Raw genomic sequence first — 21168 nt, forward strand, 5'->3', positions numbered from 1 at the left:
TCAGCTCCGGCTGCTACGTCCCGCGGCCAGGCGCGTAAAGGCCACGGCGGCCAGCAGCGCTGCCCCGTCGAACACTGGTCCCACCCATGCGGGTGCCCCGAGAAGAGTGAGGCCACTGACGCTCACCGCCACCACGAAGATGGCGACGACCGTTCCGGCCACCGACGGGCGCCCGAGTTCCAGCGTGATGGTGCTCAGCAGCACGGCGGTGAGCGCCGGGAAGAGCATGGTCATGCCGTTGTCGGAGGTCGCCGCGCCCTGGCGGGCGAGCAGCAGCACGCCGGCGATCCCGGCCACGGTGCCGGACACGACGAATGACAGCAGGCGCACCCGGGTCACTCGCACACCGACGAGAGCGGCGGCCCGCGCGTTGGAACCGATGGCGAAGAGCTGTCTGCCGAAGGGGGTATGGCCCATCACGAACCAGGAAGCCGCAGCGATCAACGCCGCCAGCACGGCGATCCGGGGAACCCCGAGCACCGGCAGCGATCCGAGATCCGTGAGTGAGGAGGGTATCCCGGACGTGATCTGCAGCCCTCCGGTGTAGGCGAAGATCAGACCGCCGAGCAGGGTGGCGGTCCCGAGTGTGGCGATGAACGCGTTCATGTCCAGCACGGCGATGAGGACACCGAGAATCAGACCCGCCGCGGCGCCGGACATGATCGCCACCAGTACGGCCAGCGGCAGCGGAAGGCCGACCTGGGACAGCAACGCTGCCGCGACGACCGAACAGGTCGCGGTCACGGCGCCGACGGAGAAGTCGAAATACCCGGCGGCCATCGGGAACAGCAGCGCGATCGCCACGGTCAGCCCGACGGCCTGGTTCGCCAGCATGGCCCGGAGGTTCTCCGGACTGCGGAAGGCCGCTCCCGACTCAGGCAGCACGGCAAACGTGATGATCATGAAGACCAGCACCATGACCAAGGCATAGCGCTGGGCGGTGTGCCGCCGTGAGCCCGCCCGTCCCACCCGCTGGGTCTCCTGGGGGTCGCGGACTTGTACAGGCGGCTCGACGCCGACGGACGACCTACTGTTCAAGGACATCGAGGTCACTCCGATCCTCTTGTGCCAACTGGGAAATGCGAGCTTCAGTGAGTTCTGGTCCGGACAGCACCGCCGAGGTTCGCCCCTCGTTCAGGACGACGACGCGGTCGCACAGCTCGGCGAGTTCCTCGGTGTCCGAACTCGCCACGAGCGCGGCGCTGCCGCCTGTGACCTGGGCGCGCACGAACCGGTGGATATCGGCCCGGGCCGCGGCATCGACCCCCTGTGTGGGCTCGTCGAGCAGCAGCAGCCGGGGCGTGCGGTGGAACCAGCGGGCGAGCACCGCCTTCTGCTGGTTGCCGCCCGAGACCGAGGCGAACGGTGCGTCGGCCGACGCGGCGCGTACGTCGTAGCGGGCCAGCAGCGCGAGCGCGTCGCTCCGCTCCCGCCTGCGGTCCATCCGCCAGCCGGACCAGTAGTCCCCAAGGCTGGCTGCGGAGACGTTCTCCCACAGCGGACGGTCCGGGAACGCGGCGTCACCGGCGCGGTCCTCGGGCACCAGAGCGATGCCCAGTGCGACCGCTTCAGCGGGGTTACGGATGGTGACCCCCTGCCCGTCGAGTCTGACAGTGCCGGCACGCACCGGCAGGTCCCCGAACAACGCCCGCAGCAGCGAGGTGCGTCCCGAGCCGACCCGACCGGCGAGACCGACCACCTCCCCTGCCGCCAGTTCGAGGTCTGCGCATCTCAGCGGGCCCGCCGTGAGCCCCTGGACCTGCAAGAGAGCCGGACCGGCAAGGCCGGCCCCGTCAGCTTCCCGTCGCGCCGGAGGTGCGACGGGCACACCGGTCATCGCCTCGATCAAGCTCGCCTGGCTTGCCCGGGACGCGGGGATGTCGACGATCACCGCGCCGTCGCGGAGCACGCTGATCTGGTCGGCGATCTCGAGCACCTCGCCAAGCCGGTGGCTCACGTAGATGATCGTCTGGCCTCGGTCCCGGCACTCGCGCAACGCCCGCAGCAGCACATCGACCTCGTGCTGCGGCAGGCTCGCGGTGGGTTCGTCGAGCACGAGGGTGATGAGACGGCCGCGATCGCTGTCGCGCAGGGCCCTCGCGATCGCCACCAGGGTCCGGTCGCTGGGCCGGAGCTCCCGCACCGGTGTGCGGGCGTCGACCCGGACCTGGGCGCGATCGAGCTGCTCCTGGGTGCTGCGATGCAGCGCCCGCCATCCGATGGCGGGGCCGTACCGCCGGGGGAACCCCCCGTCGAGGGCGAAGTTCTCGCTGACGGAGAGGTCGGGAACCAGTCCCAGTTCCTGGTGCACGAATCGTAGACCGGCTGCGCGTGCCGCCGCGGGAGAGTAGTCCCTGGTGTCATGGCGTGTGCCGTGCACTCGGATGGTGCCCCCGTGCTCGGCGCGGTGGATCCCCGCGAGGATCTTCAAGGTGGTGGACTTGCCGGAGCCGTTGCCACCCAGCAGGGCGTGGAGGGATCCCGCACGGACTCGGAACGAGACGTCTCTGAGCACGGGCACGCCGGTGAACGACTTGCTGATGCCGGACAGTTCGATGGCTGGTTCATCCATGGTCGCAACCCCCGGCCGGCTCAACGGAACGCGTCGGGAAGCGTCGTGGTCCATCCGAAGACCGACTCGACAGCACTGGCCAGGCGGATCAGGCACGCTTCGTCGAAGGGGGCGCCGACCAGTTGGGCGCCGACCGGGACGCCCGTGGCGGTCCGGTGCACGGGCAGGCTGATCGCAGGCAGCCCGGTCAGGTTGGCGAAGAAGGTGAAGGAGATCATCTGGGTCTCCGTCATCCGGAAGCCGGTGGGGTCGGCGTTCTTCTCCTGGACGACGGTGCCCACCGGCGGCGGCGTGCAGGCCATGGTGGGGGTGAGCAGGACGTCGAAGTCGTGTCCCCACTGCGCGTTGATCTGGCGGGACTCCAGATGCAGTCGCGCGACGCCCTGGGCGTACTCGGCACAGTTGCGGGACAGAGCCTGCGCGCGCAGTGCCCGCAGGTACGGCTCGGCCAACTCCGGGTCGTCGTACGGCGTCAGATGGAGTGCGGCCGGGATGACCAGGTCGAGGAACGCCTGTGTTGCCTCCAGAGAGAAGAACCGGGGCTCGACCGGCGACACGTCGTGGCCGAGGCCCTCCAGGGCGTGGGCGAGCGAGGTGGCCGCGGTGACGCACTCATCGTCCACGGGCACCCCGGTGGGTGCCGAGAGCAGCAGGCCGATGCGCAGCCGTCCGCTGTCCCGGCCGACTTCCTCAGCGAAGGGGCGCTCCGGCGCGGGTGCGTGGTACCAGCCGAGCAGGTCGGGCACCGACATCACATCAAGCAGTGCGGCGGCGTCCTCGACATGGCGGGTGATCGCACCGTCGGTCGCCGAATGCTCCCAGGCGGGGACACGCATCGGGACGCGTCCGCGGCTCGGCTTCAGCCCGACCAGTCCGCACGACGACGACGGCATCCGGATCGATCCACCGCCGTCCGACGCCTGTGCCACCGGCGCCAACCCCGCGGCGACCGCGGCGGCGGCGCCCCCGCTCGACCCTCCCGGGCTCAGCCGGAGGTCCCAGGGGTTGCGGGTCATACCGTAGCGCTGGTTCTCGGTGACCGACATCGGCCCCATCTCAGGGGTGTTGGTCCGTCCCATCAGCAGGAAGCCGGCCTGCTGCAAGCGGCCGATGCTCAGATCGGTTTCTGTGCGCGGGACGTCGGAGATACCCGCGGAGCCGAAGGTGTTCGGCTGTCCGGCAACGGAGTTGAGGTCTTTCACGGGAATCGGTATCCCGTGGAAGGCGGGCAGCTCCCCGTCCGACATGACGGCTGCTTCGGCTTCCTTCGCCGCCTGGAGCACCTCGTCGTCGTTGCGCCAGACGAACGCATTGACCCGAGGGTCGTACCGGTCCGTCCGACGCAGGTACTCCTGCGCGATCTCCACCGGGCTGACCTGCTTGGACCGGACGGCCTGAGCCAGACTCACTGCTGAGTCGAAGGGGTTCATCGGTCAAACACCTCCCATGTGTCGTGTGGCGTCAGAGTCTGACGACCAGCCCACCGGTCGCATTGACCGACAAGGCAAGGTTCTTGACTGTCACGGCACAGGCCGTCGCGGGTGCGCGGTCGCGGATCGGGAGTTCCGCCACGGTCAACGGGTTCGCCTTCCCGGTCAACCACTCGGCAGGGGACCGCCCCACACTGTCGAAACGCACCAGCCCCGGCTCGAGGCGCTGGGGCGCGGGCTGGACCAGCACATCCATTCTCAGGCGACCTTGGGGCGCCCCCGGTCCGGCAACGAGACCCATCGACCCCGGACAAGGACGATCGGCCATGAAACGCTACTCGATGTCCATCCCCCGCACCGCTGCGGCAGGCGCCTTGGCAGGGATGCTGGCCCTCACAGGCTGCTCATCAGATACGAGCGCGGCCACTGGGCCGTCCTCCGGCAAGCCCAACCAGAATTCGGCGGCGGCGGTCGCGGCCGCCACGGCCGCCGTCGAATCGGCCGTCAAGGGGATCGGGGGCCCCGTTCCCACGACCGGACCGCCCGCAGCAGCGGGAAAGAAGGTGTGGGTCATCTCGGCGTTCGAGCAGGTGCCCAACCTTTCCTCGCTCACCAGGCAGGCGCGGGAGGCGGGAAAGGAACTGGGTTGGAAGACGTCCGTCTGCGACGGACGCAACAACGCCAACGGCGCCTGGGCCGGTTGTGTGCGGCAGGCAGTCGCCGCCAAGGCCGACGGCATCGTCCTGGAGTCGGTCGACTGCGCTCCGGTGAAGGCTGCTCTGGGCGAGGCGAAGCAGGCGGGAATCAAGATCGTCGGCCTGACGGCGTTCGACTGCGACGATCCCACGCAGGGGGGCGGGAAGGCGATGTTCGACGCCAGTGCGAGCTTCGTCTCGTCCGTGCCGTCCACCGCCGAGTTCTTCCGCCAGCAGGGGAAACTGCGCGCGGACTGGTTGATCGCCAAGTCGCAGGGCAAGGCCAAGGTCCTGCACGTGGCGTTCCGCGGGGTTGCCTTGGGCGAGTACCTCGCGGAGGGGTTCGAGAAGGAGATGGCCACGTGTTCCGGTTGCACCGTGGCAGGCACGGTCGACATCACGCCACAGGACGTTCCGCAGATCCGGCAGAAGTTCGAATCGGCGCTGACCAAGCTGCCGCAGGTCGACGCAGTCGCGGTGGACGTCGACTTCATGGCGACGGCCGGTATCCAGGCCGCACTGGTTTCGGCGAACCGACCGGGTCTGTCGGTGGCCGGCGGTGAGTGTTCGCTGGACAGTCTGGGCTATGTACGCGAGGGCAAGGGTGTCCAGATGTGCATCGGATCCTCACTCGGCCGGCAGGCGTATGCGGCGGTCGACGCACTCAACCGGGTCTTCGCCCATGCTGCCCCGGCGCCGTCCGGTCTGGGCTGGCAGGTCGTCACTCGGGACGACAACCTGCCGAAGGCCGGCGAAGGGTACGAGGACCCGACCGAGTACCGGGCCGGGTTCCGGGCGCTTTGGAAGTCCTGAACGCCGTACTGGGATCCTGATCCGGGCTTCTGCGCGGGTGGCGAAGGTGGCATCCACCGTCGAATGCGCTCGTTTCCCGCGATGACGATGGACATGTGCCTGTTGGTCCATCCGTTCCATCCGCGTCCGGCGAGGCGTTCGAGTTTCTGGAGCGGATGAACTCGTGGCGCGGGGACATGGCCGGACATGGCCCTTGCCCTCGATGAGGAAAAACGCAGGTGCTCGTTCCCGGTGGCGTGGACAGATATGGCGCAAGTGGATGCGTTCGACGATGCCCGGCCGTGCCTCCGGCTCGTCCCGGTAGGCGGCGAACAGCTCGGGTTGCCGCGTCATCAGCCAGATGCCGTGGTTGATCAGGTGCCTGACGTCGAGGTGGCCCACGGCGAAGAACAGGAAGATGGTGTAGACGACTTCTTCCTCGGTCGTCCTGCCCTCGTCCTGCGCGGCGACGAAGGCGTCGATCAGGCCCTCGCCGGGGGGCCGCGCCTGTCGGCCACCAGTCGGCGGATGTGCTCGGCGAACCAGGCGAACGCCTCCGTGGTGGCGCGGGCCTCCTCGTCGTTGCCGCCGGGGCCGAGGCTCAGCCCGATCTCGTAGGTCTTGCGCTGGATGGCGTCCATCTCGGTCGGCTCGATGCCGAAGATGGGACAGGTGGTGTCGAAGGCGCACTTCAGAGAGGGGCCGTCGGCCGCGCCCAGGGTGCCGTCGCCCTTCTCGACCTCGTCGAGCACGGCCTCCACGGCGGCACGCATCACCTTGGACCACTCCTCGACCGCCTTGGGCGTGAACCAGCGGTTGGTGATCCGCCGCAGCCTCGTGTGGTCGGGGGCGTCGTTGCCGGGCATGGTGTGGTGGATCGGGGCGGCCGGGCCGAAGTCGAGCTGCTGCACGCTCAGGGTGGGGTTGCGGACCAGCCGGGCGACGCCTCGTAGCGGGAGACGACGTACAGACCGACCGGATGCCTGTGGACAGGGTGCTCCTGCCGCAGCCGCGCGTAGTACGGGTACGGGTCCGCACGGAAGCCGGGGTCACGGAAGGGCAGCAGATCCTCGGTGGCGGAGGCGGGTCCGGCGGTGGTGACGGTCATGTCGTGACACTCCTCGTACCGGGCGCGAGGCGGAGGGGAAGCTGGGGAGTGGAAGAGGGAGGGCGACGAGGGGCCCTACACCGCGAGAATTATCCAGTCGGATAATTCCGTCGATACTTCGCGCGCACGTAATCAACTCTTTACGCCGCCGGAAACAGGCGAGTCCCCGTCGACGGGCGACGGGGACTCGTCCTGACCTGCTGTTATGGCAGGGACTACCACACGGACGACTACTCTGCGCCTCCACGCTGCCGCGTCAGCAGCGACCGCAGTTCCTTCAGCGCGGCCTCGGTGACGTCCGGCTCGTCGAGGACCAGCTGGTGCAGTACGAGGCCCTCCAGAGCGGCGAAGACGAGCCGGGTCAGGGCAGGGCTGGTGCCTTCGGGCAGGCTGCGGGACAGTTCCCTCTCCGTGGCCTCGAAGTACTCGTCGTACAGCGCGCGGATCTGCGGCAGCAGCTCGGGCCTGCGCCGGGACTCGAGCATGAGCTCGTACTGGAATGTCTGCATGGCCGGCTCGCGGGTGACCATGTCCGCCAGTCCCGCCGCGAAGTCCGCGATGTCGCCCGTACCGGGTTCCAGAGAACTCGTACTCGCGCTGGTGCGTACCGCGTGTTCGAGGGCTGCCTCAATGAGCGCGTCCCGCGAACCGAAGTGGTGCACCACGAGCCCGTGGGTGACACCCGCCTCCTCCGCGACGGAGCGATAGGTGAGCTTCCGCAGCCCTCCTCGGGCCACGACGCGCACAGCGGCCTTGAGCAGGGCCTCGCGGCCGGTCCCGTAGTCCACGCGCTTGCGCGGCCTGGCGGGGGGCTTCGGGGAGGAATCGCTCATGAGCGCGACCCTACCCGTGCCTCGGGACCGGCAGACCGCCGCAGGGCGTCAGCGCTGCGGGGGACGGATGCCGCGGCACTCCCAGTCGCCGCCGGGCGCGGTGGACAGCACCTCCTCCGATTCGGTGGGCTGGGCGCCGACGTCGGTGCGGATGGAGGTGGGGCCGGTGACGATGTGGTTGGTGAGCCGGCCGAGGCCCTCGACCTCGACGATGTCGCCCGGCTGGACGGGGGCGGGAGTTGGCGGGGGTGCCGGACAGGAGGACGTCGCCGGGGTAGAGGGTGATGGTGCGGGCGATGTCGGCGACGAGGTAGTGCATGTCCCACTCCATCTCGTCGGTCGTACCGTCCTGGACCAGCTTTCCATTGACGTAGGTGCGCAGGCTCTTGCCGTGGAAGTCCCAGTTGGTGACCAGGCCGGGGCCGAGCGGGCAAAGGGTGTCGGAGCCCTTGACGCGGAGCATGGAGCCGGCGTCGGTGTCGTGGAGGCCGTAGTCGTGGGGCGGACGATGTCGCCCTGGTGGGAGTTGAGGGCCGAGGTCGGCTTGTGGAAGTAGGTGGGAGTGTCAGGGAGGTCGATCCCGAACTCGTCGACACGGCTGCGGTGGTCGAGGTGGACCGCGATGACCTTGGACGGCACCACCGGGGGCAGGTGCTGGGCGTCCTCGGTCTTGACGCGGCGGCCGTCGGCGGTGACCTGGACGGCGGCGCCGCCCAGGAGGATGCGGCGGTACTCAGGCATGGGCGGTCTCCCGGGAGGTCGTGGTCGGGCTGCCGGTCCAGCCGCCCTCCGGGCGGTCGAACCACAGGTGCACCTGGCCGGTGCCGATCGAGTTCTCGTACTCGCCGTGCTGTCGGGCCTTGGCGGTGCACGCCTGTTCGCCGAGGGCGCCGGCCATCATCAGGTAGTGGAAGAACTTCGCCTCCGGCTTGTACTTCCAGAACTCGTCCATGGTGTCGAGGACCTTGTCGTGGCGGCCCTCCTTGAACCAGGCGATGCGCTCCTCGTCGGCCGCACGGGCCTCGGGCGTGAAGATGTGCACCGGGTCGCTGGCCTCGTGGTCGCGGATCTCGCGCAGCGGCCAGAAGGTTGTGGGCCAGGCGCCGGCCGACGGCGGCGAGCGTGGCGCCGAAACGGGCCCCCGCCTCGATGCGCGGTGCGGGGCCGTACGGGTGCGGGCGGGTCTGGTGGATCGAGCCGAGCTTCTTCGGGTAGCCCTGGTGCAGCCCGCGCGCGATGGCGAAGTCCTTGTCGCCCCAGATGTAGACGCATCGCGAGTAGGTCTGTCCCCGGTACTGGCAGCGGACGACCGCGAACGCCTCCTTGTACTGGGAGAGCACGGGATCGAGCAGTTCCTCACGGGATGCCGAGCAGGACTGCCAGTCGGCCCAGATCAGCGCCACCGCGCCCGGGTCCTCGTCGGCGAGCTCCAGCGACCCGGGGAGCAGTTCACGCACGCGTGCCGGGTCGGTGCGGTACTCGACGGTGAGCAGGTCCCCGGAGTACCGCCAGGGAGGTGAAGGGATCAGCGATGAGGCCCCGCTCGCCGTCTTGGGAACAAGAATCCGTGGACGGTTTTCATGATCAGCAAAGTCCTTGGGCGGTGAGGGCGGGCTGCTTGAGCAGTTCGGCGCGGTATCGGGAGGCGGCGGCCGCCGCGGCCTGACCGCCGAGGGCGACGACACCGGCCAGCCGGCCACCGGCGTGGTAGCCGACGACGACATCACCGTCGAGGTCGCCGTCCAGGACCCGTACGTCCTCCCTGCCGAGTACCGGTGCGCCGAAGGACTGCAGGCGGAAGTCGTGCTGGTCGCTCCAGAAAGTGGGCAGCGGCGCGAACGGGGACAGGTCGTGGCCGGTGCCGGTCAGCTGGGCGACGAGGGTCTTCGCGGCGTGCTTGGCGGTGTCCGTGGGGATGCACCAGTGCTCGACACGGCGCGGTACGCCGTCGTAGCGGGCGTTGGGGAAGCGGGCGACGTCGCCGACGGCCACCACGTCGGGCCGTCCGCCGACGCGCAGGTGCTCGTCGGTGAGCACTCCGTCGCTCAGGTCGAGGCCGTTGCCGTCCAGCCACTCGGTGTTGGCGACCGACCCGACCGACTCGACCACCACGTCAGCGGGAAGGACGGTGCCGTCGTCGAGGGCGACGCCGGTGACGTGGTCGTCGCCGGTGAAGCCGGTCACGCCCGTGCCGAGGGCGAAGCGCACGCCGCGCTCTTCGTGGCGCTTCAGCAGGGCCCTGGCGAGGAGTTCACCGAGGGGGCCGACCATCGGCAATGGCAGCGGGTCGACGACGGTCACCTCGTGGGCGCCCAGAGCGATGGCGGTGGCGGCGACCTCGCAGCCGATGAAGCCGCCTCCGACGACGACCACGCGGGTTCCTGGCCTGGTCAGGGCCTGCCGCAGGCCCTGCGCGTCGTCGATGGTGCGGACCGTGTGCCGGCCCGCGAACGGGCCGGGGCAGCGCAGGCGCCGGGGCCGCATTCCGGTGGCGACGACCAGACCGTCGTACGAGAGCGCCTCGCCGTCGTCGAACTCGACGATGTTCTCCGCGAGCCGCGCGGCGACGACCTTGGTGCCCAGCCGCCACTCCGCGTCGGCCACGCTCGCCCGGGGGCGGAAGGAGAGCGACTCGAAGGCGGCCTTGCCGGCCAGGACCTCCTTGGACAGGGGCGGCCGGTTGTAGGGCATGTGCGGCTCGTCACCGACGAGCGTGATGGCTCCGGTCCAGCCGGCGGCCCGCAGTTGCTCGGCCGCGCGCAGGCCGGCCATGGAGGCGCCGGCCACGACGATGCGTGCACTCCTCGACGTCATGGTCGGGCCTCGATACGGATGGCCTGGAGCGGACACACGTCGGCGGCTTCCTCGACCTCGTCGCGCAGCGAGTCGTCGGGGTCGGGGACGTAGGCCAGGTGGCCGCTGTCGTCCATGGAGAAGACATCGGGGGCGGCGAAGACGCACTGGCCGTGGTCCTGGCACTTGCTCATGTCGACGACGACCTTCATGGCCGGTCCTCCTGAAAGTGAGGGCGTCGGGGCGGGGAGGAAGGGAGGAAGAGGGGCCCGACCGCCGTCGGATCACCGTCGGCCGGGCCCCGGCCAAGAGCCCGGTAACTGACCGGGCCTCTACTCATTTGGCTTCAAACAACATAGGAAGCCGCATAGCCCTGGTCAATACCTATCCATGCGGATAATTTTTCTCCTGCCCCTCTTGCGGGGCACTTGAAGCCCTCATACCGTTTGGCATCAAACAAGCCAAGTCCGTGTGCCCCACCCGTATCGGCCCGACTCCCTCGCCATCCACACCCGAGCGCCCGAGGAGACATCGGTGAGCGCAGACCCAACCCCCAGCCTCCGTCAGCACATGCAGCGGCTCGCCGCCGAGGGCATCGACGTGGTGCGCGTGATCTATCCCGATCTCATCGGCACCGACCGTGCACGCGACATCCTGCTGGACCACCTGCCGTCGGCCTGCGACCACGGCCTGGCCTTCTGCCGGGCCGTCTACCACACCAGCCCGCAGGGCGACGTGGTCCCCGTCTCCGGCGGTCTCGACGCCGGCCTGCCCGACATCACCGTGCGACCGGACCTGGACACCCTGGTCCCCCTCCCCTGGGAACCCGGCGTCGCCTCCTGCCTCGCCGACGTCACCGACCCGGCCACCGGCCTGCCCGCGCCCGAGTCACCCCGCGATCTGCTGCGCACCGTCCTCGACCGATGTGCCGGACACGGCCTGCGTCCGGTGGTCGGCCCCGAGCTCGAGTACTTCCTCTGCGACGAGGACCCGGCCTCCCCGAGCGGCTGGAAGCGTTACTCGGGGGCCACCGGCGTCGTCTACACCGCCGGTCTGCGCGCCGATGGCGACAATCACCTGCTCCGCACGCTGCGTCTGTTGCGGGACATGAACATCGGCGTGACCAGCGGAAACCACGAGTTCGACGGCGGCCAGTTCGAGATCAACCTCACCCACTCCGACGCCCTGTCCGCCGCGGACCGCGCCTTCCGCTTCAAGTCCGCGATCAAGGAACTGGCCCGGAAGGAGGGGAAACTCGCCACCTTCATGGCCAAGCCGTTCAACGACGCCGGAGGCTCCGGTTTCCACCTCCATCTGTCCTGCGACAACGATGAGGGCGGTAACACCTTCGACGATCCGGCCGGGCCGTACGGGCTGTCCGCCACCGCACGCCACGCCGTCGCCGGCGTCCTCGCCCACGCCCCGGCCCTGGCCGCACTGGCCAACCCGACCGTGAACTCCTACAAGCGCTTCGGCCCGGACACCCTCGCGCCGTGGCTGATCGACTGGGGCCTGGACAACCGCAGCGCCATGGTCCGCATCCCGCCCGAGCGCGGCTCCGGCGCCCGATTCGAACTGCGCCTCGGTGATGCCAGCGCCAACCCGCACCTGCTGATCGCGGGCGCGGTCGCCGCCGCGCTGCTCGGGGTTCTGACCGGCGAGGAGCCGCCCGCCCCACTGGAGGGGTACGGCTACGACACCGCCAGGGCGGCCGTGCTGCCCATGAGCCTGCCGGCCGCGCTGGACGCCCTGGAAGCGGACACGGAACTGACCGACGTTCTCGGCAAGGACTTCACCGCCTCCTTCCTCTCCTACAAGCGCAACGAAATCGAACGCTTCCAACGGCACGTCACCGACTGGGAGTTCACCGAGTACGCCTGCCACCTGTGACGACTGGGAGCCATACGATGACGACCGAGACCCCGAGCGCCGCCGTGAACGAACCGATGCCACTGGCGGACGTCAACCTCGCCGACCTGGACAACTTCACCGACGGCAGCACCCCATGGCGCATGTTCCACACCCTGCGCCACCAGGACCCCGTCCACTGGCAGCCCGAAGAGGCCCCCAACTCCGGCTTTTGGGCCGTGACCCGCCACGCCGACATCGCCCGCGTCGACCGTGACGCCGAGACCTTCACCTCCACGAAGTTCGTCAACCTCGAAGAAGTCGACGACGACCAGATCAAGACCCGCGCCTCCATCCTGGAGCTGGACGGTGTCCGCCACCGCGCGCTGCGCAGTCTGCTCCAGCGCCAGTTCGGCGCGAGCGTCATCAACAGCTACACCGACTTCCTGCGCGGCCTGACCGCCACCACGCTGGACGCGGCACTGGCCAAGGGGACCTTCGACTTCGTCAAGGAAGTCTCCGCCGACTTCCCCATCAACGTCCTCGCCCGCCTGCTCGACGTTCCGCAGGAGGACAACCAGCAGCTCATCGACTGGGGCAACCGCATCATCGGCAACACCGACCCCGACTACGCCGACGTCCTGCTGGACAGCGCGGAGAGCGAGCAGTACCGGCACCTGCCCTTCCGCTCGCCCGCCTCGCTGGAGGTCTTCGAGTACGGCCGTGAGCTGGCCAGGCAGCGACGCGGCGGCGACGGCACCGACCTGGTGTCGAAGCTCGTGAACACCACCCCGAGGGACGGCGTGCCGCTCTCGCCGCAGGACTTCGACAACTACTTCCTGCTCCTGGTCGTGGCCGGCAACGAGACCACCCGCCACACCATCACCCACTCCATGCTGGCCCTCCTCCAGCACCCCGGCCAACTGGCCCGCCTCAAGGACGACCCGTCCCTGATTCCGGTCGCGGTGGAGGAGTTCCTACGCTGGGCCTCCCCCGTCTACCACTTCCGCCGCACCGCCACCCGGGACGTCGAACTCGGCGGCAAGCGGATCAAGGAGGGCGACAAGGTCGTCATGTGGTACGCCTCCGGCAACCGCGACGAGGCGGCCTTCGGCAACCCGTACGACTTCGATGTCACCCGCGCCGACAACGACCATGTGACCTTCGGCAAGGGCAGCCCCCACCTCTGCCTGGGCAACCTGCTCGCCCGCACCGAGATCCGCATCATGTTCGAGGAGCTGATCCCGCGCCTCGCCGGCATCCGCCTCGTCGGCGATGTCCCGCGCGTCCGCTCCAACTTCGTCAACGGCATCAAGAAGCTGCCGGTCGAGGTGACCCTCGCCTGAACAAGGCCGGGGGCGGGGCACCGGTACGCCAGGAGAAGAACTCCTACGAGATCTGACGACGGACTACCGGCGCAGGACACCAGCGGGCCGCCCGCGAGGAGGCGGCGGCGTCGGCGAAGCGGGCGATCCCGAAGTCCCCGGTCTTCAGGGTGCGGTGGGCCGTCACGACAACGCGCCCGGTCCCCACCCGCTCATGCTCTGGGCAAGCGTTTCCTTCGTGGTCCAGTCGGTCATGACGACGCTGCCGCCGAGAGCCGCGTCGTAGTAGCCGACTTGGGACCGGAGGAAGTGCTCCATGAAGGCGTCGGGGTCATAGCAGGAGCTTGGCCGTGAAGTAGCTGCGGAAGAAGGCTGTCGCCGGTGCGGCCCATTGTCGTAAGCGCGATCGTCCTGGTGCCTCGTCTGCTCTACCCTCCGAGCTGCAGCAAGCTCAGTCTCGTCTGGCCAACGACGCGCGATCAACGATGCTTCACGGACCGGAGCACCCCACCCCGTCAGTCCCGATGTTCAGGCTGCGATGTGGGTCTTGGAGCGCCGTTCCAGGACCCCGGATGATCCTGCGCTCTACCTGTCGCGGTTAGATCTGGGCGGCATATCTCCGTGATGCCCGATGCCGACCTCCGGAGGGCTCTCCTCGATGGTGCGAGCCTCAAGGGCGCGAACCTCAGTCGCGCACACCTGCAGGAGGCCAGTCTGCGCCGAGCTGACGTTCGCGGCGCGGATCTGCGTGGCACCGGCCTCAGTGCCGAAGCGCGCCGTGAACTGGGAATTCTCGACGACGATCGAAGCCCGTGACAGGAGCCCGCCTATCCGTCCTCTCGCATCGCAGAGCGTTCCGGCGTGCCTGGAGTCGAACCCGGGAAGTGCGGAACGGGCAAGGGAAGCTTGTGCCCGCTGTTCGGCGCAGGCTCCCCCTGCATGGTTGACGTGCGCGGTCGGTGTCGGGCGATCATGATTCATGACTCGCGCTCTGTCGACACCGCCCGTCATCACCGCCGGCTTGCTCGCCAACTCTCCCCAACCCGTGCTCCCCGCCACCGGGGGCTTACAGCTGCGCCCCTGGGAGAAATCCAACGCACCCGCTTTCCTGTCTGCCTACCGGGACGGTGAGATCCGCCGCTGGCACACGCGTCGCCCCTCTTCCCAGGCTCAGGTGCGGGAATGGTTCGACGCGTACCGCCAGGACTGGAAACGGGAGAAGGGCGGCCACTGGGCGATCACCCGCGACAGCGGCGAGGTACTCGGCCGGATCGCACTGCGCGGCCTGGACTTCGACGACGGCATCGCAGGCGTGGCCTACTGGGTGCTCCCGGCCGCCCGCGGCGCCGGCGTGGCCTCGCGCGCCCTGGCGGCGCTCACCGCCTGGGCACTGAACGAGATCGGCTTCCACCGGCTGGAACTGGACCACTCGACCCGCAACCATCCCTCATGCAGGGTCGCCACCAAGTCCGGCTACCTCCTGGAAGGCACCAAACGCAGCGCCGCCGTGCACGACGACGGCCTACACGACATGCATCTGCATGCACGCATCCGCGGCGACTGAGCCTGCCCCATCAATCAGGAGGTTGCCGACCCGGACCGTCGTCTGTTTGGCGACGCTGCGCTGCCCGCCGGATGAGTGGGCGGTACTCATCAGGCGGACCCGAACTGCCGCTCGTGTTCGGAGCGGTCGGCGGTCTGCTCCGCGTGTCGGGAGCGGGTGAGAGCGCGTCGGCCGAGGGCCATGGCGATCAGTCCCAGTGGGATGGCCCCGATGGCTCCCACCATTCCGTTGCCGGTGCCGGGACCGCCGCTGGAGGTGGCCAGATGCAACGCCGCGAGGGCGGTGCCGACCAGCCCCACCGCCATGGCCGAGATGGCGCCGGTGCGTGCGTTGCCGGTGCTGATACGGCCGGCGGCGCGGGCCAGGGTCAGCCAGCCGATGGCCACGCCGATCAGGCCCACCCCGAGGGCCAGGTTGGCCCCGGTCCGTCCGTCGCCGATGACTCCGCCCTCGGCGGCCACCATCAGGGCATCTGCTGCGCTCATGCCGATCTCCTCCTTCTTGCGTGCTTCTTCCGTGCTTCTTCTTGCGTGCTTCTTCTTGCGTGCTTCTTCTTGCGTGGCGAATTGCGAGGTTCGCTGTGCCTTGAGCGTGCCCGCAGACCGCGCCGCCGGTCGTCCGGCGGGTGCGGTCTCTTCGGACTGCCATCGACGTGGCAGTTGACTGCCGCGGATGCGGCAGGCGGCGGGCAGATACCGCGGGTGCGGTAGCCGATCGCTCGTCCGCGGGCTGGACTCGCCCGCCGCGGCGTCCGGCTAGGGTGCGCGCATGGACACAGGGCGTTTTCGTGTCCCGGCCGGTGCCATGGACTGGGCGATCGCCGTCAGCGTGGCGGCACTGCTGCTGGGCACCGGGTTGTCCGGGCAGCACCCGACCGGGGAGCGCGAGCTGCTCGGCTCCGTGCTGCTGGCGGCCGGTGGTCTGGCGCTGGTCGCGCGTCGCAGGGCTCCGATTGCCGTGCTGGCTGTCACCGGCCTGTGCGCGGTGGGCTACGAGGCGGCGGGTTTTGAGGTGCTGGCTGTCTCTTACCTGGTCGCGGTGTACGGCGCGGTGCGAGCCGGGCACCGGGTCCTGACGGTGGCGGCATCCGTGGCCCTGCTCGTCGTCCTCCCCCTCACGGCACTTGTCTTCCGCGACGGGCCCGCGCGTGAGGCGTTCGCGCAGGCCCGGAACGTACTGGAAATCGCCTGGCTCATCGCCGCCTTTGCCGCCGGTGAGGCGCTGCGGCAGGCCGAGCGGCGGGCGGACGAAGCCGAGCGCACCCGGGAGGAGGCGGCGCGGCGCCGCGCCGACGAGGAGCGGCTGCACATCGCGCGGGAACTGCACGATTCGCTCACCCACCAGATCTCGATCATCAAGGTGCAGTCCGAGGTCGCCGTCCACGTGGCCCGCAGGCGGGGCGAACAGGTGCCGGAGACCCTGCTGGCGATCCAGGCGGCCGGCCGTGAGGCGACCCGGGAGTTGCGCGCGACCCTGGAGGCCCTGCGCGACGACGACACGACCCCGCCGCAGGGCCTCGACCACGTACCGGAACTCGTGGAGCGCGCCCGTTCGATGGGCCTGGACGCGACGCTGACGATCGAAGGTCAACGGCACGACGTGCCGGCCGCGGTGGGCCGTACCGCCTACCGCATCGTCCAGGAGGCGCTGACCAACACCGCCCGGCACGCGAGTGCCACCACCGCGACGGTCCGGATCGAATATCGGCCCGACGCCCTTGCCGTCCAGGTGGACGACGACGGCAAGGCCACCCCCGATGACGCCCCGGCCCCGGGCCTCGGGCTGCTCGGCATGCGCGAACGCGTCACCGCCCTCGGGGCCGGCTGCGCGCGCAGCCGCGTACCGAGCACGGCTTCACCGTCCAGGCCGAACTCCCCGTGGAACGAGGATCATGATCCGTGTCCTGCTGGTCGACGACCAGCCGCTCATCCGCAGCGGCTTCCGCGCGCTGCTCGACCTCGAGGAGGACATCGAGGTGGTGGCCGAGGCCGCCGACGGCACGGAGGGCTTGGCACTCATCAAGGAGCAGTTGCCCGACGTCGCGCTCATCGACATCCAGATGCCGGTCATGGACGGCATCGAGGCGACCCGGCGCATCGCCGCGGACCCCGCCCTGGCCGGTGTGCACGTCGTCATGCTGACCAACTACGGCATGGACGAGTACGTCTTCGAAGCGCTGCGCGCCGGTGCCGCCGGGTTTCTGGTCAAGGACATCGTGCCGGAGGACCTTCTGCACGCCGTACGGGTCGCCGCCCGCGGCGACGCCCTGCTCGCCCCGTCCATCACCCGCAAGCTGATCCACCGGTACGTCACCCAGCCCCTCCCCACCACCGGCGCTGCGCTTACGGAGCTGACCGGCCGGGAACGCGAAGCGGTCGCCCTGGTCGCACAGGGCCTGTCGAATGACCAGATCGCCGACCGCATGGTGATCAGCCCGATGACCGCGAAGACCCACATCAACCGGGCGATGACCAAACTCCACACCCGCGACCGTGCCCAACTCGTCGTCCTCGCCTACGAGTCCGGTCTGGTCACCCCGCGCAACCACTGACCTCCGCGCACCGGTTGCCGACATCACGGCGGCGGTGAAGAAACCCTGCACCACCGGACTGCCGCGCAGCCGATCGAACCTGGCCCCTCGCCAAAGAGGGTCCAGGTGCCCGCGGCCTGCGCGGTGATCGTGTCCTAGGTCGTCGGCGGAGTCGGCGCAAGCCTCCGGGGCGGCGTCAGCAGTAGAGGTTGCCGCCGGGTGGGACGCCGAGGATCGAGGTGAAGCGGTTGTGTCAGACAGATGCCGCCGAGCATCTCCTTGCCCTCGGCGTACGGGCCGTCGGTGACAAGGACGTCGCCGTCGCGGGGTCGCAGCACGGTGGAGGACTCCGGGCCGTGCAGTCCCCGGCGAACACCCAGGCGCCCGCCTCACGCAGCTCCCGGTGGAAGACATCGAGCCTCTTGCCGATCTCGGCGAGGATCTCCGGGGCGGGCGGCTCCCCCACCGGCTGCACCACGCTGAGCAGGTCGTACTTCATGACAGCCTCCCAGGCGTCGTCGCGTTCTCTCACCTCCTGCACGAACGGCAGGCCCCCGGATCGACACCCCGCGCCGCGGCACCGCGAGAATCTTGTCCATGACCACCGCACCCCACCCGCTCGTCGCCCGTGCCCGACAGCTCGCCGCCGACGTCCTGGCGCCTGAGGCAGAGCGCGTCGACCGGGAAGGCCTGCCGGTGAGCCACATCGAGGCGGTCAAGCGGTCCGGGCTGCTCGGGGTGAGCGCGCCCGAGCAGTACGGCGGCTCGGCCGCGCCCGCCGCGGTGGCCCGGGAGATCGCGGAGATCCTGGCCGGGGCGTGCTGCTCGACCTGGTTCGTGCAGACCCAGCACTACACGCCGGTGAAGCTCCTGGCCGACTCCCGACTGCCCGTCCGGGAGCGGCTGCTCAGCCCACTGGCGACCGGTGAGCTGCTCGCCGGGATCGCGTACGCGCACGTCCGCGCCTTCCCGAGGATCCCGGTACGGGCCACCGCCGAGCGCGGCGGCTGGCGCTTCGACGGCACCGTGCCCTGGTACACCGGCTGGGGTCTGAACGACGTGATGCTGCTCGCCGGTGTCACGGAGACGGGCGAGGTGGTGTTCGCGTTCACCGAGGCACGCGAGCAGCCAGGGCTGCGCCCGTCGGACCCGATGCGGCTCGCGGCACTCACCGCCGCCCGCACCGTGTCGTTGCGGCTGGCCGGGCTGTGGCTGCCCGAGGAGACGGTAGTGCTGCGCACACCGCACGAGAAGTTCGCGCAGATCGACCTGCCCCGCGCCACCAACACCAACCCGGCCGTCTTCGGGATCGCGTACGCGGCACTCGCCCTGCTCGACGCGGATACGGAGACGGCATCCGCTCTGCGCGCCCGCCTCGACGATGTGCGTGCTGAGGCGTACGCCCTCGCCGACCACCCCGTGCCGCACGAGCACATAGAGGAACGGCTGACCCTCAAGACACGGGCGTACGATCTGATGCGCGCGGCGACGACCGCCGCGATCGTCGCCGGAGGCGGACGCGCCATGGACCTGCGCAGCCCTGCCCAACGGCTCGCGCGCGAGGGGATGTTCCTGCTGGTGCAGGGGCAGACGGCCGGGGTGCGCAGGGCGCACCTCGACCGGCTGTCCGGCTGAGGTTCAGCTCGCGAACGGCACCGGCGCCGAGGAGGCCGCCCGTTCTCCGTACGGATGCCGCCACAGCCCCCGCCCGGCGAGCCGGGGCAGGACGCCCTCGCCGAACCAGTACGCCTCCTCCAGGTGCGGATAGCCGGAGAGGACGAACTCGTCGATGCCGAGGGCGTGGTACTCCTCGATACGCGCAGCGACCTCGTCGTGGCTGCCGACCAGGGCGGTGCCCGCGCCGCCGCGCACGAGCCCGATCCCGGCCCACAGGTTGGGGTGGATCTCCAGACCGTCCCGGCCGCCGCCGTGCAGCGCGAGCATCCGTTGCTGCCCTTCGGACTCGCTGCGGCCCAGCCCTGCCTGGACGGACCGTACGGTCTCCGCGTCGAAGCCCTCCAGGAGCCGGTTCGCCTCCGCCCAGGCCTGCGCGGAGGTGTCACGGGTGATGACGTGCAGCCGGATGCCGAAGCGCAGTGTGCGGCCCTGCTCGACGGCCAGTCCCCTGACCCAGGCGATCTTCTCGGCGACCTGGGCGGGCGGCTCGCCCCAGGTGAGGTACACGTCGGCGTGCCGGGCCGCGATCTCGCCGGCGATGGGTGAGGAGCCGCCGAAGTACACCTCGGGAACGGGATCCGGCACGCGGGCCAGCTTGGCGTCCTCGACCTGAAGGAACTCGCCGTTCAGGTCGACGGTCTTGCCGTCCCACAACTCCCGTACGATCTGCAGGAATTCACCGGTACGGCGATAACGGGCGTCCTTGTCGAGGAAGTCGCCGTAGGCCCGCTGCTCCTGACTCTCGCCCCCGGTGACGACGTTGAGGAGCAGCCGTCCGCCGCTCTGCCGCTGGAACGTGGACGCCATCTGCGCGGCGAGCGTCGGCGAGACGGAGCCGGGCCGGAAGGCCACCAGGAATTTCAGGCGCTCGGTGTTCTGGCTGACCATCGCGGTGGTCAGCCAGGCGTCCTCGCACCAGGCGCCGGTCGGCGTGAGCGCGCCGACGAAGCCAAGGTCCTCAGCGGCGCGGGCGATCTGGCTCAGATAGCCGACGGTCGGCGGCCGGTCCCGTCCGGATGCGGTGGCGGGAGTGCCGTGGCCGCCGCCGACGACATGGCGGCTGTCGCCGTTGGTGGGCAGGAACCAGTGGAACGTGAGGGACACCAGGATCTCCGATCAGAGCAGGCCGTGCCGGGGCGGCTTCGCGCCGTTGAGGGTGTACCGGCCGAGGTGCTGGATCTTCCAGCGGGCCGGTTCATACAGGTGTGAGTGCGTGCGTCACGCCAATGTCGGTGCACATTGAGGGAGTTGAGGGCGGACCAGGTTCTGGCGCCCTCGAATCGAGGATCTCCGCTGCGGGCATGCGGAACTCCTGTTGCGGCATGCTTTCGGGCACGCTGAATTCAATGAGTGCGCGGAAACGGAGAATTCAGGCGAGAAAAGGAGAAAGCGCGGCGGATCGCAGGGAGGTGATCAGGCCGCGGCGCAACAGGAGGCGCTGGAGACGCGTGCGAGGTCGACATGGCGTCGCCGCGTGAGGTCCAGTCGCATCGTCATGCCCTCGATCGTGGCAGCCGCTCATCGACGTCGTCAAGGTAAACCCGACGGGTCTCGTATCGCGGACCATTGAATTTCACGAACGTGTGACAGGGAAACCTTGAGCGGGCCGGGAAGTCGCCCGCATTCTGCTGCGGTGCGGACAGAACAGCCGGAATACATCACCGCCGTCCCCCGGTTCGGCTCGCTGCGCCGGGCGGTGGAGGAACTGCGGCAGCCCGCGTTGAGCGAGACCGTAGGGAATCTGGAACATGAGCTGGGCGTGGACCTGCTGGAGCACGAGCGGTCCGGGGCGACGATGAGCGCGGCGGTGCGCGAGTTCCGCGCCGCGCACTGCTCAGCGGCCGTCCTGGTGTGCCTACGGCCTGCTCGGCATGACGGTGCTGCCCCACTTCAGCGTGTGGTCGGATCCCCTTCAGCGATGCGGGGCGATCATCCACCGCCCGGGCGCTGGGCGACCACAGCCCGGACCACTACACACAAACCGGACCACTACACATAAAG

20 protein-coding genes and 7 pseudogenes are annotated in these 21168 nt (G+C 69.6%); 9 read left to right on the top strand and 18 right to left on the bottom strand.

All coding sequences use genetic code 11. The features are described from left to right. From QQY66_RS03100 to QQY66_RS03115, 4 genes are read right to left on the bottom strand one after another with little or no spacing between them, the layout of a single operon-like run. Complete coding sequence (locus QQY66_RS03100) at positions 1–1044, bottom strand: ABC transporter permease (RefSeq protein ID WP_301977464.1); 1044 nt, start codon at positions 1042–1044, stop codon at positions 1–3. Beyond that, on the bottom strand, positions 1028–2572 hold the full coding sequence (locus QQY66_RS03105) for a sugar ABC transporter ATP-binding protein (RefSeq protein WP_301977465.1): 1545 nt from the start codon (positions 2570–2572) through the stop codon (positions 1028–1030). Before QQY66_RS03105 ends, QQY66_RS03100 begins: the two co-directional genes overlap by 17 nt. Positions 2573–2592: 20 nt before the next feature. Continuing rightward, complete coding sequence (locus QQY66_RS03110; RefSeq protein WP_301977466.1) at positions 2593–4002, bottom strand: amidase; 1410 nt, start codon at positions 4000–4002, stop codon at positions 2593–2595. A 31-nt stretch (positions 4003–4033) separates the two neighbouring features. Then, positions 4034–4258, bottom strand: coding sequence for a hypothetical protein (locus QQY66_RS03115; RefSeq protein WP_301977467.1), 225 nt, complete (start codon positions 4256–4258; stop codon positions 4034–4036). 70 nt (positions 4259–4328) lie between these two features. On the opposite strand from QQY66_RS03115, the gene QQY66_RS03120 reads away from it, so the two are divergent. Continuing rightward, positions 4329–5510 (top strand): substrate-binding domain-containing protein, encoded by a 1182-nt coding sequence (locus tag QQY66_RS03120; RefSeq protein ID WP_301977468.1) that lies wholly within the window; start codon positions 4329–4331, stop codon positions 5508–5510. 461 nt (positions 5511–5971) lie between these two features. Here QQY66_RS03120 and QQY66_RS03125 read toward each other — a convergent pair whose 3' ends face one another. The 8 genes and pseudogenes from QQY66_RS03125 to QQY66_RS03160 form a co-directional block, all read right to left on the bottom strand. Beyond that, positions 5972–6400: a hypothetical protein gene (locus QQY66_RS03125; protein ID WP_301977469.1), complete on the bottom strand. Its 429-nt coding sequence runs from the start codon at positions 6398–6400 to the stop codon at positions 5972–5974. 2 nt (positions 6401–6402) lie between these two features. Then, positions 6403–6597 (bottom strand): hypothetical protein, encoded by a 195-nt coding sequence (locus QQY66_RS03130; RefSeq protein WP_301977470.1) that lies wholly within the window; start codon positions 6595–6597, stop codon positions 6403–6405. 230 nt (positions 6598–6827) lie between these two features. Next, positions 6828–7430 (bottom strand): TetR/AcrR family transcriptional regulator, encoded by a 603-nt coding sequence (locus QQY66_RS03135; protein WP_301977471.1) that lies wholly within the window; start codon positions 7428–7430, stop codon positions 6828–6830. 48 nt (positions 7431–7478) lie between these two features. Then, positions 7479–8171, bottom strand: a pseudogene (locus QQY66_RS03140) (fumarylacetoacetate hydrolase family protein). Next, positions 8164–8520, bottom strand: a pseudogene (locus QQY66_RS03145) (catechol 1,2-dioxygenase); the annotation flags it as partial. The pseudogenes QQY66_RS03145 and QQY66_RS03140, both read right to left, overlap by 8 nt. Before the next feature lie 4 nt (positions 8521–8524). Continuing rightward, a pseudogene (locus QQY66_RS03150) lies at positions 8525–9012 on the bottom strand (acetoacetate decarboxylase family protein); the annotation flags it as partial. Positions 9013–9014: 2 nt separating this feature from the next. Continuing rightward, positions 9015–10244: an NAD(P)/FAD-dependent oxidoreductase gene (locus QQY66_RS03155; RefSeq protein WP_301977473.1), complete on the bottom strand. Its 1230-nt coding sequence runs from the start codon at positions 10242–10244 to the stop codon at positions 9015–9017. Further along, positions 10241–10435, bottom strand: coding sequence for a ferredoxin (locus QQY66_RS03160; RefSeq protein ID WP_301977474.1), 195 nt, complete (start codon positions 10433–10435; stop codon positions 10241–10243). Before QQY66_RS03160 ends, QQY66_RS03155 begins: the two co-directional genes overlap by 4 nt. 322 nt (positions 10436–10757) lie before the next feature. On the opposite strand from QQY66_RS03160, the gene QQY66_RS03165 reads away from it, so the two are divergent. After that, the gene (locus QQY66_RS03165) at positions 10758–12113 is read left to right on the top strand and encodes a glutamine synthetase family protein (RefSeq protein ID WP_301977475.1); all 1356 of its coding nucleotides are present in this window, start codon (positions 10758–10760) and stop codon (positions 12111–12113) included. A gap of 17 nt (positions 12114–12130) precedes the next feature. Continuing rightward, positions 12131–13417, top strand: a complete 1287-nt coding sequence (locus QQY66_RS03170; protein WP_301977476.1) for a cytochrome P450 — start codon at positions 12131–12133, stop codon at positions 13415–13417. 162 nt (positions 13418–13579) lie between these two features. Here QQY66_RS03170 and QQY66_RS03175 read toward each other — a convergent pair whose 3' ends face one another. Next, positions 13580–13714, bottom strand: a complete 135-nt coding sequence (locus QQY66_RS03175; protein ID WP_301977477.1) for a hypothetical protein — start codon at positions 13712–13714, stop codon at positions 13580–13582. A 306-nt stretch (positions 13715–14020) separates the two neighbouring features. Here QQY66_RS03175 and QQY66_RS03180 point away from each other — a divergent pair, with 306 nt between their 5' ends. Together QQY66_RS03180 and QQY66_RS03185 are read left to right on the top strand one after the other, a co-directional pair. Further along, positions 14021–14212 (top strand): pentapeptide repeat-containing protein, encoded by a 192-nt coding sequence (locus tag QQY66_RS03180; protein ID WP_301977478.1) that lies wholly within the window; start codon positions 14021–14023, stop codon positions 14210–14212. A gap of 163 nt (positions 14213–14375) precedes the next feature. After that, complete coding sequence (locus tag QQY66_RS03185) at positions 14376–14960, top strand: GNAT family N-acetyltransferase (protein WP_301977479.1); 585 nt, start codon at positions 14376–14378, stop codon at positions 14958–14960. Between the two features lie 89 nt (positions 14961–15049). Here the strand turns inward: QQY66_RS03185 and QQY66_RS03190 are convergent, their stop codons facing one another. Continuing rightward, positions 15050–15445 carry a DUF6223 family protein gene (locus QQY66_RS03190; RefSeq protein WP_301977480.1) on the bottom strand — a complete coding sequence of 132 codons (396 nt, stop codon included), beginning with the start codon at positions 15443–15445 and terminating at the stop codon, positions 15050–15052. Positions 15446–15728: 283 nt separating this feature from the next. Between QQY66_RS03190 and QQY66_RS03195 the strand changes: the two are divergent. Together QQY66_RS03195 and QQY66_RS03200 are read left to right on the top strand one after the other, a co-directional pair. Further along, a pseudogene (locus QQY66_RS03195) lies at positions 15729–16855 on the top strand (sensor histidine kinase). Then, on the top strand, positions 16852–17511 hold the full coding sequence (locus QQY66_RS03200) for a response regulator transcription factor (RefSeq protein ID WP_301977481.1): 660 nt from the start codon (positions 16852–16854) through the stop codon (positions 17509–17511). The pseudogene QQY66_RS03195 and the gene QQY66_RS03200 overlap by 4 nt, the downstream one beginning before the upstream one ends. Before the next feature lie 233 nt (positions 17512–17744). On the opposite strand, the pseudogene QQY66_RS03205 reads toward QQY66_RS03200, so the two are convergent. Further along, positions 17745–17989: pseudogene (locus QQY66_RS03205) on the bottom strand (YciI family protein); the annotation flags it as partial. 98 nt (positions 17990–18087) lie between these two features. On the opposite strand from QQY66_RS03205, the gene QQY66_RS03210 reads away from it, so the two are divergent. Continuing rightward, positions 18088–19125, top strand: a complete 1038-nt coding sequence (locus QQY66_RS03210; protein ID WP_301977482.1) for an acyl-CoA dehydrogenase family protein — start codon at positions 18088–18090, stop codon at positions 19123–19125. 3 nt (positions 19126–19128) lie between these two features. Here the strand turns inward: QQY66_RS03210 and QQY66_RS03215 are convergent, their stop codons facing one another. From QQY66_RS03215 to QQY66_RS50210, 3 genes and pseudogenes are all read right to left on the bottom strand, one after another. Then, on the bottom strand, positions 19129–20271 hold the full coding sequence (locus tag QQY66_RS03215; protein ID WP_301977483.1) for an LLM class flavin-dependent oxidoreductase: 1143 nt from the start codon (positions 20269–20271) through the stop codon (positions 19129–19131). A gap of 12 nt (positions 20272–20283) precedes the next feature. Continuing rightward, positions 20284–20447: pseudogene (locus tag QQY66_RS03220) on the bottom strand (SfnB family sulfur acquisition oxidoreductase); the annotation flags it as partial. 133 nt (positions 20448–20580) lie between these two features. Then, positions 20581–20664 (bottom strand): putative leader peptide, encoded by an 84-nt coding sequence (locus QQY66_RS50210; RefSeq protein WP_356032329.1) that lies wholly within the window; start codon positions 20662–20664, stop codon positions 20581–20583. Between the two features lie 136 nt (positions 20665–20800). Here QQY66_RS50210 and QQY66_RS03225 point away from each other — a divergent pair. Next, a pseudogene (locus tag QQY66_RS03225) lies at positions 20801–20983 on the top strand (LysR family transcriptional regulator); the annotation flags it as partial. Positions 20984–21168: the final 185 nt, after the last annotated feature.

This window comes from Streptomyces sp. DG2A-72, from assembly GCF_030499575.1.
Lineage (GTDB): Bacteria > Actinomycetota > Actinomycetes > Streptomycetales > Streptomycetaceae > Streptomyces.